Source organism: Cryobacterium arcticum (assembly GCF_001679725.1).
Lineage (GTDB): Bacteria > Actinomycetota > Actinomycetes > Actinomycetales > Microbacteriaceae > Cryobacterium > Cryobacterium arcticum_A.
Map to the genome: position 1 here is coordinate 1,701,386 of NZ_CP016282.1, position 13,288 is coordinate 1,714,673.

At 68.9% G+C, this 13,288-nt stretch carries 12 protein-coding genes; 6 read left to right on the plus strand and 6 right to left on the minus strand.

Annotated elements, in window-relative coordinates; translation table 11 throughout:
- Nucleotides 1-49: 49 nt before the first annotated feature.
- Nucleotides 50-1,063 carry a LacI family DNA-binding transcriptional regulator gene (locus PA27867_RS07545; RefSeq protein ID WP_066594945.1) on the plus strand — a complete coding sequence of 338 codons (1,014 nt, stop codon included), beginning with the start codon at nt 50-52 and terminating at the stop codon, nt 1,061-1,063.
- A 94-nt stretch (nt 1,064-1,157) separates the two neighbouring features.
- Here the strand turns inward: PA27867_RS07545 and PA27867_RS07550 are convergent, their stop codons facing one another.
- The 6 genes from PA27867_RS07550 to PA27867_RS07575 form a co-directional block, all read right to left on the minus strand.
- Nucleotides 1,158-2,141: an acetylxylan esterase gene (locus tag PA27867_RS07550; protein ID WP_066594947.1), complete on the minus strand. Its 984-nt coding sequence runs from the start codon at nt 2,139-2,141 to the stop codon at nt 1,158-1,160.
- Nucleotides 2,142-2,233: 92 nt separating this feature from the next.
- A complete protein-coding gene (locus PA27867_RS07555; RefSeq protein ID WP_236900872.1) occupies nt 2,234-4,705 on the minus strand; it encodes an acyltransferase family protein in 2,472 nt (823 codons plus the stop codon).
- 151 nt (nt 4,706-4,856) lie between these two features.
- Nucleotides 4,857-5,306 carry a flagellar assembly protein FliW gene (locus PA27867_RS07560; protein ID WP_066594949.1) on the minus strand — a complete coding sequence of 150 codons (450 nt, stop codon included), beginning with the start codon at nt 5,304-5,306 and terminating at the stop codon, nt 4,857-4,859.
- Complete coding sequence (locus PA27867_RS07565) at nt 5,303-6,208, minus strand: flagellin (protein ID WP_236900873.1); 906 nt, start codon at nt 6,206-6,208, stop codon at nt 5,303-5,305. The genes PA27867_RS07560 and PA27867_RS07565 overlap by 4 nt, the downstream gene beginning before the upstream one ends.
- 15 nt (nt 6,209-6,223) lie before the next feature.
- Nucleotides 6,224-7,696: a flagellar hook-associated protein FlgK gene (gene flgK / locus PA27867_RS07570; protein ID WP_066594960.1), complete on the minus strand. Its 1,473-nt coding sequence runs from the start codon at nt 7,694-7,696 to the stop codon at nt 6,224-6,226.
- Nucleotides 7,697-7,724: 28 nt separating this feature from the next.
- Entirely contained in the window at nt 7,725-8,210 is a 486-nt protein-coding gene (locus PA27867_RS07575) for a flagellar protein FlgN (protein WP_066594965.1), read from the minus strand.
- Nucleotides 8,211-8,591: 381 nt separating this feature from the next.
- On the opposite strand from PA27867_RS07575, the gene PA27867_RS07580 reads away from it, so the two are divergent.
- The 5 genes from PA27867_RS07580 (at nt 8,592) to PA27867_RS07600 (ending at nt 13,168) form a co-directional block, all read left to right on the plus strand.
- The gene (locus tag PA27867_RS07580) at nt 8,592-9,500 is read left to right on the plus strand and encodes a sigma-70 family RNA polymerase sigma factor (protein ID WP_066594966.1); all 909 of its coding nucleotides are present in this window, start codon (nt 8,592-8,594) and stop codon (nt 9,498-9,500) included.
- An 85-nt stretch (nt 9,501-9,585) separates the two neighbouring features.
- Nucleotides 9,586-10,746, plus strand: a complete 1,161-nt coding sequence (locus PA27867_RS07585) for a flagellin (RefSeq protein WP_066594967.1) — start codon at nt 9,586-9,588, stop codon at nt 10,744-10,746.
- 184 nt (nt 10,747-10,930) lie between these two features.
- A complete protein-coding gene (gene fliD / locus PA27867_RS07590) occupies nt 10,931-12,262 on the plus strand; it encodes a flagellar filament capping protein FliD (RefSeq protein ID WP_066594971.1) in 1,332 nt (443 codons plus the stop codon).
- The gene (fliS, locus tag PA27867_RS07595; protein WP_335582788.1) at nt 12,259-12,744 is read left to right on the plus strand and encodes a flagellar export chaperone FliS; all 486 of its coding nucleotides are present in this window, start codon (nt 12,259-12,261) and stop codon (nt 12,742-12,744) included. The genes fliD and fliS overlap by 4 nt, the downstream gene beginning before the upstream one ends.
- Nucleotides 12,731-13,168, plus strand: coding sequence for a hypothetical protein (locus tag PA27867_RS07600; protein WP_084020852.1), 438 nt, complete (start codon nt 12,731-12,733; stop codon nt 13,166-13,168). The genes fliS and PA27867_RS07600 overlap by 14 nt, the downstream gene beginning before the upstream one ends.
- Nucleotides 13,169-13,288: the final 120 nt, after the last annotated feature.

Consider the following 13,288-nt stretch of genomic DNA (forward strand, 5'->3'; position numbering starts at 1 on the left):
CCGGCCGTTCCCAGGCCTCGGTACGAGGCACGGTCCACGAGGAGATCCGATGACCACGCAATCACGCGCGACGCTGGCCGATGTGGCCCGGCTCGCCGGGGTGAGCTCCAAGACAGCCTCACGAGTGTTCGCCGGCGCGGGGAACGTGTCGGTCGACACCCGGGAACGGGTGCTCATCGCGGCGAAGCGGTTGCGCTTCCGGCCCAACAACCTGGCCAGGAACCTACGCCGCGGCGGAGTGACCAACACCGTTGCGTTCGTGATCGGCGACCTGAAGAACCCGTTCTACTTTCACGTGGCGGCGGGGATCGAACGGGAGCTCGCGCTCAGCGGGCTCACCATGGTGCTCGCCACGACCGACGACTCACCGGACAGCGAGGAACGCGTGGTCGACGCGCTGATCTCCCAGCGCGTCCGCGCCCTCCTGCTCATCCCGATCGCCGACGACCAGTCCTACCTCGAGGGCGAGCGGCAGCTGGGCACCCCCGTCGTCAGCGTCGACCGGCCGGCACGCAATCTCCTGGCCGACTCCGTGGTGCTGGCGAACCGCCAGGGCATGGCCGAGGCGGTGCGCTCCCTCACCGCCATCGGGCACCGCAAGATCGGCTTCATCAGCAACCCGTCCGCGATGTACACCCAGCGGGAACGCCTGGCCGGGTACCGAGAGGCCCTGCGGGAGGTGGGGGTCGTCGAGACCGCCCAGTGGGAGCGGCTCGACGACGACCCGGATATCTCGCCCGAGCTGGCCGTGCAGAGCCTGCTGGACCTGCCCGACCCGCCCACGGCTATCGTGGCGGGCAACAACCGTGGCAGCGCCGGCGCCGTGCGGGTGCTGCGCACGCTGCAGACGCCCGTGGCGTTCATCGGCTTCGACGACTTCGAGCTGGCGGATGCCCTGGGCATCTCGGTCGTGGCGTACGACCCGATGGAACTCGGACGCACGGCGGCCCGGCTCGCGCTGGCGCACCTGGCCGATCCGGACTCGTTCACCAGTCAGGTGGAGCTGCCCACCCGGCTGATCCATCGCGGCTCCGGTGAGATCCCGCCGCCCTCAGCCCGCTGACCCGCCAGCTGCGCCACCGTGCGCCGCACCGGCTGTTCCCGAAGCGGACTTCTGCGCCCGGTACGCCCGGGGCAGAAGTCCGTTCGGGCAACAGTCAGCCGGCCAAACGGCGGGAGAGCCAGGCGGCCTGACGCTCGAAGTGGTAGCCCTGACCGCCCTCGTGCTCGTTGAACGGGTACACCTCGATCTCGGCCTCCGCGGCGTAGTGGTTCCGCGCGGCGAACACTGTGGACGGCGGGCAGATCGGGTCGAGCAGGGCCACCGAGAAGATCGCCGGCGCGGTGGCGCGTTTGGCGAAGTTGACGCCGTCGAAGTAGGCCAGGGTGGCGAAGGTCTGCTCCACGCGGTCGCGGTGCACCGAGAGGTACCGCACGACCTCGTGGTACGGGTCGTTGTCGGTCATGCCGACGGCACGTTCGAAGTGGCAGAGGAACGGCACCTCGGGCATCGCGCCGATGAGGCCCTGTGCCAAGCCAGCTGCCGCGAGGGCGATGCCGCCGCCCTGGCTGCCGCCGCAGACGGCCACGCGTTCGGGATCGACGCGGTCCAGGGTGCGCACAGCGTCGATGGCGCGCACGGCGTCGGTGAACACCCGGCGGTAGTAATAGTCATCGGGCGACTGGATGCCGCGGGTCATGAAGCCGGGGGAGGCCGGGCCGCTGCCGTGCGGGTCGGGGGTGTGGCCGCCGGAGCCCCATGAGCTGCCCTGTCCTCGGGTGTCCATGAACAGGTAGGCGTAGCCGCTGGCCACCCAGGCCAGACGCTCGTGCGGGAAGCCGCGACCGCCGCCGTAGCCGTTGTACTCCACGACCGTGGGTAGCCGCGTCTGCTCGGAACCGGGCCGTTCGGCCGGCACCAGGAACCAGGCCTTGATCGGGTCGCCGGCGAATCCGGCGAAGGTGACGTCGTAGACCTCCACCTCGCTCAGCGGTGAGTCGACCCGGGTGAGCGTGGGAGCGGCATCGAAGCGGCGGGCCTCGGCGAGGGTGCGTTGCCAGAACGCGTCGAAGTCAGCCGGCTCGGCCACCTCGGGCCGATACGTCTCGAGGTCGGACAGGGGGAGATCTAACCGGGGCACGTGTTGCCTTTCGCGGACGAGTTCTGCGCCAACGCTGGCGCCAGCACCGACTATACCGGGGCCGTGATTGTGGGCCTGCGCCCCACCTGGAGCTACATGACTCCGGCCGTCTGCAGGGCGTAGCGGATGGCCGGCGCCACACGCTCGGCATAGGCGGGGGTCATGTGCACGGTGTCGTATTTCGTGGGAATGGTACCGGCGAAGGCCGGGCACACCCCGTCGGCGCAGCTGAACGGGAGGGAGCTGACGAAGTGGTCGCCGGTGGCGGAGGGAGCCGAGAGCGCCGCGGCGAACTGTTGCCAGGTCGCTCCGACGCCGACGGCGCAGTCCTGGGGGCTCGACACCGTCGAATAACACTGCCCGAGCTCGGCACCGAGCGGCGGCGGCGCGAGGTAGACGATCTTTCCCGCGGCGTTGTAGCCCGCCGTTTCGGCGATGGATGAGGCCACCATGCTCGCAACCGAGAGCGGTCGGCGGTAGTCGTCCTGTCCCTCGGCGAAGGCGTTGGCGACCACCACGAGCTGGGGGGCGTCGGCGACGATGTGGTTGGTGATGTCGAGTTTTCGCTGCGGGCAGGCCTCCATCACCCCTGCACCGTCGTTGGCGACGAGCACCTCGGTGAACCGGCAGCCGTAGAGGCCGATGGTGGTGATGCGCCACTGGCCGTCGCTGGCTTCGGCGATGGCCTTGAACGCCGGTGCGTAGGAGAGCGCCTCGGAGTCGCCGACGAGGTACATGTGCTGGGGAGCGTTGTCGTCGCCCCAGGTGCAGCGGCCGAAGTCGGGTGTGCCGCCCACATCGAAGCAGGCGCGAGCGGGGTTGTTGGTGGAGGTCGTGGCCATGGCCTGGTCCAGTGACGGCGATAGGTTGTCCGGCCAGGTCGTGGCCGCCGCCGCGGCCGCAAGGTCGGCTTGCAGCGCCACCTCGGGGTTCACATCATCCGCCGCGTCGGCAGTGGGAGCGGCGATAGGAGTCAACGGGCGGTCGTGCACCTCGAAGGACACGGCGACGACGACCACGATGACGAAGGCGCCTAGGGACGACATGATGAACTGTGTGCCGTAGCGTTCCCGCCAGCGCCGCCAAGCGAGCCGGCGGTCGACCCGTGGCCCGGTTCCGCGCAGCCAGGGCGAGCGGTGCAGCGGCTGCTCGATGAGGTAGTACGACACGACCGACACGGCCAGGGTGGTGCCGAGAACGAGCAGGGTGGTCGTGGTGGAGGCCTCGGGCAGCACCAGCGTGAGGAAGACGAAGACCGGGAAGTGCCACAGGTAGAGCGAGTAGGAGATGTTGCCGAGGTACACGCTGACCGGGTTCGTGAGCGGGAACAGGTTGCGCTGCGTGCCGCCGATGCCGGCCGCGATCACGAGAACGGTGGCGCCCACCGGCAGAGCGGCCCACGGGCCAGGGAAGGGCAGGCTCGAGGTGACGACGGCGAAGGAGGCGACGATGCCTGCCAGTCCGGCCCAGCCGAGGATGATCCGGGCGGCCAGCGGCATCCGCATGAAGAGAGGGGCCGCGATCGCCAGGGCGGCGCCGACGCCGAGTTCCCAGACTCTGGAGAACGTGGAGAAGTAGGCCACGGTGGGGTTCGTCGCGGTCTCCCACACGGCGTAGCCGAACGACGCCGCCACGACGACGACGGCGACCGCGCCGAGCAGACGGCGGCCGCGCGCACGGTCGCGCCCCGACCCGCGTCCGCGCCGGCTCGCCGCGCCGAGCGCCACGATCAGCAGCACCGGCCAGAGCAGGTAGAACTGCTCCTCCACCGACAGCGACCAGTAGTGCTGCAGCACCGATGCGGGCGCAGTGGCGTGGAAATAGTCGGTGCCGACGGCCGTGAACCGCCAGTTGGCGGCGAAGAAGAGGGCCGAGAGCGCATCCCAGGCGGTGGAGAGCGCCCGGGTCTGGTTGAACAGGACGAAGCCGAGGGCGGTCGTGACCGCCAGCACAGCCGCCGCGGCCGGCAGGATGCGGCGGAGCCGGTTGCCGTAGAAGGTGCGCAGGGAGATGCGCCCGGTGCGCTCATGTTCGCGCAGCAGGACGCCGGTGATGAGGAAGCCGGAGATGACGAAGAAGATGTCGACGCCCGCGAAGCCGCCGCCCGGCCAGACGATGACGTGATCCAGGATGACGGCGATGACCGCGAGGGCCCGCAGGCCCTGGATGTCCCGACGGCGGCCTGACGTCCTCTTCTGCGATGCAGCGGGGCGGGGCGGGGTCGCGCCAGGCGAGTTGGCGCCGGGCGAGGGGGCGGGTGCCGCCGGATGAGTGTCCAGGGGGCGGGGAATGGACTTGTGGGCTCCTGCTCCTGCTCCGGCCGTGGACCCTGGGGTAGCCGTGGTCGTGACGATGCGGTTGAGCGGAGTGCCGGGTCGGGACAGGCCCGGCCGTGACGTGCCAGGCCGAGATGGTCCTGGTCGGGAAGAGTCAGGCCTGGAGGGAGTCGGCGGGGAAGCCGGCTGCGAGGGGTCCGGCAGCGACGGATTCGTTCGTGGATCCCGGCCTGGGGCGGCGCCGGTGTTTTTTGGGTCGTTCCCTGCCGTGCCGTTCCCCGATGTCACACGTCCCCCAGCTTTCGAACCGCTGACGAGCCTACAGCGCGAACGGCACCGTGCCGCGTACGGGGGAGTGACGTCGTGCGGGTTGCCGGGCAGACATTCCGCTCAGACCGACCGCAGGGTCGCGCGGCGCCGGTTCACAGTGGGCGCCGGTTCAGACGGTGGCGCCGGCCGGTTCGACTTCGTGGCGCAACGGAGCATCCGTCGGGGAGGTCGCATCAGCGCTCGACTGGGGGTTCAGCTCTGCCCGCAGCGGCCAGTCTTGGCCGTCCAGGATGATCTGGGCGCATCGGCCGGTGCTCGCGTTCACCACGATGGGCGCCATCAGGTTGACCGTCGTGCCGGTCTCGCCCGGGTTGGTGACCACGAGAACCAGGGCCTGGTCGGGGGTCGCCAGGTCGAGGGAGCGCGCGTGCTCATCGGAGATGACCGGGGTGTACTGCGGCAGGTAGATCGACGCATCCAGCACGAAAAGCCGGGTGTGCTCGTCTTCGGCGGACTGCAGGGCGAACAGCCCGGCTGCACCGGCGATCTCGCGCAGCCGGAAGTCGGTGAGCGGGGCCAGCCCGGGAGGCGGTGAGACAAAACTGAGCGAGGCGGTCATCGGAGGAAGTCCATCAGGGTCGGCTGGATCACGCGGGCGGTCACGGAGAGGGCCGATTGGTAGGCCACCTCCTGGAGCTTGAGGTCGATGATGACGGTGGCCAGGTCGACGTCCTCGAGCTGCACGCGCTGCGCCTCGAGGGTGCCTTTCTGCGTGACGAGCGAGGCGGCCGCGGTCTCGATGCGGCTCTGCCGGGCGCCGGCCTCGGCGCGGGCGCCGATGATGGTCGTGAGGTGGGCGTCGATGTCGCCCAGGTGCACCGACACGGACACTGCAGGATCTGTGCTTCGCAGCGCGGCCGAGACCTGGTCGAGCAACGCGAAGAGCGAACCGTCGCCGATGCCGGTACCGGCGCCGGTACCGAATATGGCGGCGCCGTCGGCGTCCACCCGCACGGTGGTGTCGGCTCCCACCCGCCGATCCACCGGCACCGAGGTGCCGGCGCTGACGGTGTACGGCGGCTCGGAGCCGACCGCGGAACGGGCATCCGAGTTGCCGGCGAAGACCGACCGCCCCAGGTAGCTGGCGTTGGCCTGACCGAGCAGGTCTTTCTTGAGGCCGTCGATCTGCACGGCGATGGCCTCCTTGGCCGCCGGCGTCATGGTTCCGGCGTTACTTCCCTGCACGGCGAGGTCGCGCACCTTGGTGAGGAGCTTGGTGCTCTCATCGAGCGCGCCGTCGATCGTGGTGAGCCAGCCTGCGCCGTTGTCGGCGTTGCGGGTGTACTGGGCGGTGGCACGCTGTTCGGCGCGCACGGCCATGGCGTTCGCCGCCCGCGCGGGGTCGTCGGATGCCCGGCTGATGGTCTTCAGCGACGTGGACTGCTCTTGCAATTGAGCGAGACGCTGGGCGCTGGCCTGCAGATTGGCCTGCGCGGCGCGCATCTGGGTGGTGCTGGTCACTCGGGAGATCATCGGTTACCTTCCCACCAGTCCGGTGCGGTTGATCAGGGTGTCGAGCATCTCGTCCACGGCCGTCATCACCCGGGCAGCACCCTGGTAGGCGTGCTGGAAGGTCAGCAGGTTGACGTTCTCCTCGTCGATGTCCACCGAGGAGTTGGACAGCTGCAGGGTGACGGCGGCGGAGGCTGAGGAGTTCGAGGCGGATGCCTGCGCGAGTTCGATGCCCGTCTCGACGCCGAGCTTGGTGACGAAGGCCGTCCAGATGGCGTTGGGGGAGGTGATCGGGGCGCCGTTCTTGTCCGCCGCGTTGGACGTGCCCAGTTGGGCGATCTTGTCGGCGTTAATGCCGTTCAAGGCTCCGTCCCCGGGTGTGCCTGCGGCGACACCTTTGACGGTCGTGGGGACGACGAATAACGTCAGCGCGGCAGCGCCCTCCGTGTAGTGGAAGAACTCCAGACCCGTCTCGCCGGTACTTGTGGCGCCGGTCAGGTGCAGGTCATTGACCGAGTCGGCCAGCTTCTTGGCGAAGTCGTTGTACGACGCCGCGACCTCGGCCAGGGCCCCGCCGGTGTGCGTGCCATTCGCCGGGCCGAGAAGTGAGAGCGCGCCGGCGAGTTCGCCGCCATCCACCGCCACGGGCACGCCGGGATGGTGCGCCCACTCCAACTGCACCGGGGTGTACGTCACCGGGTTGCTACCGGGCACCGAGGCCGCCGCCAGCGATGCCGGGCCGGTCACGGTGAGCTTCTGCACGTCGGAGCCGGACACCAGGATGTTGCCGCCGATCAGCACATCGACCGTGCCGTTCGCCTGGGCTCGCACGCTCGCGCCGGTGATCGCGGCGATCGTGGTGGTGAGAGCGTCGCGTTTGTCGATGAGTTCGTTGGCGGACCCGCCCGAGGCGATGGTCTGGCGGATGATGCCGTTCAGGGCGGCGACCTGGGCCGCGGCGCCGTTGACCTCGGTGACGAGGGCATCCGCGCTCGTGCGCACCGCCGACCATTCGTCCGTGACGGCGCGATAGCCCGCGTTGATCTGCGTGGTCACCTGGCCGGCCTCGCCGAGCAGGAGTCCGGCCGCCGCGGACGGGTCGGAGGCGTTGGACAGCTCGTGCCAGGCCGCCCAGAACTCCTGCAGCTGGGTGGACAGCCCGGCTTTGCCAGGTTCCTGCAGCGAGTTCTCCACCGAACCGAGGGCGTTGGCGCGCACTGCCGTGTACCCGGCGGTCGCTGCGGTCGCCCGCACCTTGGCATCGAGGGTGGCGTTGCCGAGGCGCGAGATTCCGTCGACCGAGACACCGGCTCCGGGTGTGGCGCCCCAGGCAACCAGGCCGGCGCGGGCGGCGGCATTGGTCGCCGACGTCGTGACCCGCTGGCGGGTGTAGCCCTCAGTGTTGACGTTGGCCATGTTCTGCCCCACGACATCGAGGCCGGCGCGGGCGGCGACCAGCCCGGAGTACGCGGTGTTGAGTCCGCCGAAGGTGCTCACGAGGTCGTCACTGTCTTCATCTCACGTCTCACAGGCTCTGGTCGAAGAGTCGGGCACCGGTGGTCGGGGCGCCAGAGGCGCCGCGGGAGTCATAGGTCGTGGCCTGCGCATCCGTGCCGGCCAGCGATTCCTGGGTGTACCGGGCGGCCGAGCGCAGGAACTGCTCGTTCACGTCGCGAAGGTTGCGGATCTGGCCGATCAAGTCGGTCATGGCGGCCAGATGGGCGCTGAAGATGTCGGACCAGGGCCCAGGGGGAGCCTGCTCGACGAGCTCCCGGAGGGTGGCGTCCTGCGGAGTTCCCCACTCCAGGGCGACCGCGGCGACCTCCACCGACCGGCCGAGCCCCGCCTCGCGTACGAGCTCGAGAACCTGTTCGACCTCGCGGGTCGCATGCTGCACCCAGCGCGAGCGACCTGCGCTCAGCAGGAGTTGTTCCTCGTCGAGCTTGAAGACCAGCAGCTCGAGAAGCTCGCGTTCCCGCCAGAGCAGCGCGGACAGTTCATTGGCACCCACGTCGTCACTGCCTTTCCGCCTGCTGGCTCGTTGCTCTATCGTACGATTCCCTGTCCGTTCGAGAGCACTATCGGCCGGGTGCGGCCCGTCGTTAGGCCCGCAGGACTCTTTTCGTCGCCTTCGCGGGCTACCGTGTCCTCCTAAATGAGGACAGCCGCAGCCCCGGACTGGGGGCAGTTCGAGCGTGGAATCGCCGGGCGTGTTCGTTAGCGTGATAGCAGGCGAAAGCCCCCGGAAAAGGACCCGAATCCCTGCTCTGGGCGGATTTCCGTCTTCACGTCAGACGACTCTCCACCCTGCTTACCCGGCTGCATTTCCCCGTTTCAGGTCCATGTCCCATCGCCGCATAAGCACGCGCGCACCCGCCAGGAGGGTAAGTCGTTGAACCGTTCCGAACGCAACAACCTCGTGGTCGAGAACCTGCCGCTCGTCGGCTACCTCGTCTCCGAAGTGTGGGCCAAGGCCCGCCACCTCTCCCGTGACGACCTCGCCTCGGCGGGCGCGCTGGCCCTGATCACCTCCGCGGATGCGTTCGACGCCTCGCTCGGCGTGCCGTTCGGAGCTTTCGCCCGGCGCCGGATCATCGGTGCCTTCGCCGATGAGATGCGCTCGAACGACTGGGCCACCCGGATGGCGCGCCGCCGGATCAAGGAGACCCGCCAGGTGCAGGAGACCCTCGCCTCGGCCCTCGGCCGCAGCGCCACGGTCGACGAGGTCGCTGCCGCGCTGGGTGTCGACCGGGAGACCGCCCTGGCCGGGCTGGCCGACTCCGACCGCACTCTCACTGCCCTCGACGACACCACCGCAGAGTTCCTCGTTGCCGACACCGTGCTGCCGGAGGAGTCCCTGCTCTCCGCCGAGCGTCTCGCCTACCTCCGGGCCGCCGTGGTGGCACTGCCCGAGCGCATGCGCCTGATCGTGGAGCAGGTGTACTTCGAGGACCGGTCCGTCAAGGACATCGCCGCCGACCTGGGCATCACCCACTCGGCGGTGTCCCAGCAACGCTCCGAGGCCATCCGGCTGCTTCGCGACGGCCTGGGCACGCATTACGCGGACGACGCCGAGCGGGAGTACACGCCGGAATCCACCGTGGCGCCGGCCAGACGGAGCGCTTACCTTTCGCGGCTGGCCGACCAGGCGATGCTCGGCATGGCCCACATGGCGCATGACCGGCTGCCGGATGCGCAAGCCTCGATCTCCGCCACCGACGCGCTGGCCGGGGTCACCGACATCGCCCGGGCCCAGGGAATCACGTTCGGTACCCGCGAACTTTTCTCCAGCAACGGCTAACGCTCTGCGGGGTCGAGGCCGATAGGTCTCAGTGTCAGCCCATGGATGGGCCGGCGAACACGACCCAATCACGGAGGAACACATCATGGGTATGCAGATCAACACCAACCTCGCGGCCAACAACACCTACCGCAACCTGGCCTCGACCCAGACCGACATGGCCAAGTCGCTCGAACGCCTCTCCAGCGGCCTCCGCATCAACCGCGCAGCGGATGACGCGGCCGGCCTGGCCATCTCCGAGGGACTGAAGTCGCAGGTCGGTGGCCTCACGGTCGCCAGCCGCAACGCCCAGGACGGCATCTCGGTCATCCAGACCGCTGAAGGTTCGCTGAGCGAGGTGCAGACCATTCTGCAGCGCGTTCGTGACCTCGCCGTCCAGGCCGGTAACGACTCGAACAACGCCAAGTCCCGCGACGCCATCACGACTGAAGTCAAGCAGCTGACGACGGAACTCACGCGGATCAGCGCGTCGACCAACTTCAACGGCACACAGCTCCTCGACGGTTCCAAGGCGTCGCTGAGCTTCCAGGTCGGTGCCAACGCCGACTCCAGCAGCCAGATCCAGGTGAGCCTCACGGGTGCCAACGTCAAGGGCATCGCCGCCGCACTCACCGTCGGATCCGCCGGCGCCGTCAGCGCAGTGGACACCCCCACCCTGGTGACCGGTACGGCATCCTTCTCGGTCACGGATGCCGCCGGTGGAGTCAGTACCGTCACGACTGCGAGCCTCGGCGCAGCGGGTTCCATGAAGACCGTCCAGAGTGTTGCTGATGCGCTCAACAAGGACACCTCCTTCAAGAGCAAGCTGACCGCCTCCGTCGACGCGGACAACAAACTGGTTGTCAGCTCGAACACCGGCGGAATCGTCGTCGGTGGCGCCACGGCCGGAACCCACGCGTCTGCCGGTACCGGCTTCACCCTCAGCACTGCCGGTGCAGCAGGCGCACTCGACTTCTCGACCGCCGCTGGGGCGGCAGCGGCTCTGACTGCGGTGGACACGCAGATCACGGCCGTTTCCACTGCGCGCGCCGACATGGGTGCTGCACAGAACCGGTTCGAGAGCGTCATCCGCAACCTGGCCGTCTCCAAGGAAAACCTCACCGCTGCCGGCTCGCGTATCCGCGACACCGACATGGCCGAGGAAATGGTCAAGTACACCCGCTCCAGCATCCTGTCGCAGGCCGGTACCGCCATGCTCGCGCAGGCGAACCAGTCCAACCAGGGCGTCCTGACGCTGCTGCGCTAGATCACGGACCAACGACAGCCCGGGTGAACCGGGCGGCCGATTGACCGAGAATCGGCCGGTGGCGAGCACAACCTGAACTGGACCTCAGGATGAGCACGCCGCCGGCCACTCGTCGTCGGCCCCGATTAAGACCAGGCATCGCAGCACAAGCCGAAGACACACTGACGAGGGGACGGAAGGCGCCATGGGACTCTCCATCGATGGTCTGATCAGCGGCCAGGACACCACGACCCTGATCAACAACCTCATCGCGGTCGAGGCGATTCCGCAGACCCTGCTCAAGGGCAAGGTCACCGCCGCCCAGAGCTACACCACCGCCGTTCAGGGGTTGAACACCCAGGTCGCCACGCTCGCCGACGCCGCAACCAAGGCGGCCAAGCCCGCCAGCTACGACCTCTACAAAGCCACCAGCAGTTCCAGCCAGGTCACCGCAACCACGAGCGCAGGGGCCGCGCCCGGCGTCGTCGACGTCACCGTGGGCCGGCTCGCCCAGAACCAGGTGACGGTCACCGGGCCCGTCTCGACCTGGCCCGACGCCACCCTCACGCTTACCAACGCTGCCGGAAAAGCGACCGTGATCACGCCGGCCTCCGATTCCCTGGACGACGTCGTCACCGCGGTCAACGCGGCCGGACTCGGCATCACCGCCACCAAGGTCGCCGTGGGCGCCGGCGCCTTCCGCGTGCAGTTCAGCAGTGCGGCCCCCGGCGCAGCCAATGGCTTCACCGTGACCGGCGGCACGGTTCCGACCACCCAGGTCAAGGCCGCCCAGGACGCCCAGGTGACCCTCTGGGCCGGCACCAGCGCCGAACAGGCGATCACCTCGAGCAGCAACACCTTCACCAACCTGCTGCCCGGCCTGGATGTGACCGTCAGCGTGGTCTCCACCACGCCGGTCACGCTCACGGTTGCCCGAGACGATACCGCCATCACCACCATGGCCAGTGGCCTGGTGACCGGCCTGAACAACATCTTCGCGGTCATCACCAACCGGTCCGCCGTGTCGACCACCACCGACTCCACGGGCAAGCCCGTCACCTCCGCCGGGGTCTTCGCCGGCGACAGCACGATCCGCACGGTCAACCAGAACCTGATCACGGCGGCGTCCATGCCGGTCAACGGGCACTCCCCGTCGGAGATCGGCATCAGCATCACGAAATCAGGCACGCTGGAGTTCGACCAGGGAAAGTTCGCCGCGGCCCTGGCCAAGGACCCCGCCGGCACCATGAAGACTGTGCAGGAGATCGCCGGCCGGGTCGCGACTGCCGCCGCCGCCGCATCCGACAAGTACGACGGCACCCTCACGGCCACCATCACCAGCCAAGAATCCCAGGTGAAAACAATGGGATTGGAGATCACCGATTGGGATCTCAGGCTGACCGCCAAGCGCAGCTCGTTGGAACGCACGTACACCGCCATGGAATCCCGCCTGGGCGAGCTCAAGTCCCAATCGTCCTGGCTCACTTCGCAAATTGCTTCGCTGCTGCCCGCCTACACAGGAGGTTCGTCGTCATGATGACACCGACAGAATTCCCAGCGTTGTTCACCCCGGTGAGCACAGGGCTTCCCACGTCCACGGCCGGGGCCCAGGCCCGCCGGGCCCAGCTCAACCGGGAGGCCGTGCTGTCGGCCACACCCGTGCGGCTGCTCACGATGCTCTATGACAGGCTGATGCTCGACCTCGACCGCACCGAAGCGGCCCAGGTGAGCGAGAACTGGCCGCTGGCCTCCGAGAACCTGCTGCACGCCCAGGCCATCGTCGACGAGCTCACCACCTCGCTGAACGTCACGGCGTGGGACGGTGCCGACGGCCTGCTCGCCGTCTACACCTACGTGTCCAATGCCCTGATCGGTGCGAACATCCACCGCGACGTGACCCGCACCCGCGAGAGCATCGTGCTGCTGGAGCCGCTGCGTCAGGCCTGGCACGAGGCCGCCGCCGCACTGCCCGCACCGCAGACCGCGCCCAGCGGGGAGGGATACCGTGGAGTCGCCTAACCTCCCGCCGAGCGGCGCTCCGTCGACCGGCGTGCCCGCCAACAGCGTCCACTCCAGCAGCGCCCGGCCGCACGGCAGCGCCGCCGGTACCGACCAGCGCGCCATTCCCAAGACCAGCCCGTCCGAATGGATCAAGGTGCTTGACGACCTGGAGGCCAGCCTCGGCAGCGGCGCCAGGGACGCCGTGCTCTCGGCCCAGGGCGGCACGCTCGTCACCGGTGTGCAGTGGCGGGCGCCGGAGCTCCTCGGGCAGCTCCCGCGCGAGCTCGAGGAACGGGCCCGGCTGCTGCTGGCCGGTCAGCTCGAGCTGATCCGCGAGATCGAGGATGCGCGGCGCTCGGCCGGCGCCCACCTCGCGGCCGTGCGCACCATCCTCTCGACACACCCGTCCGACCACCCCGTCTACCTCGACATCGCGGGCTGACCGGCCAGCGGGAACGATTTTCGGCCAAGCCCTAACGAAGCGTCATAGAACGCCGATAGCTACTGATGAGCACGGATCGCTCACCCCAGGCCACGGATCGGCCGTTCGGCACCCTGACGA

Coding starts and splice junctions, on each gene's coding strand:
- PA27867_RS07545 (WP_066594945.1), top strand. CDS start 50: ATGACCACGCAATCACGCGCGACGCTGGCCGATGTGGCCCGGCTCGCC.
- PA27867_RS07560 (WP_066594949.1), bottom strand. CDS start 5,306: ATGACCGCCTCGCTCAGTTTTGTCTCACCGCCTCCCGGGCTGGCCCCG.
- PA27867_RS07585 (WP_066594967.1), top strand. CDS start 9,586: ATGGGTATGCAGATCAACACCAACCTCGCGGCCAACAACACCTACCGC.
- fliD (WP_066594971.1), top strand. CDS start 10,931: ATGGGACTCTCCATCGATGGTCTGATCAGCGGCCAGGACACCACGACC.
- fliS (WP_335582788.1), top strand. CDS start 12,259: ATGATGACACCGACAGAATTCCCAGCGTTGTTCACCCCGGTGAGCACA.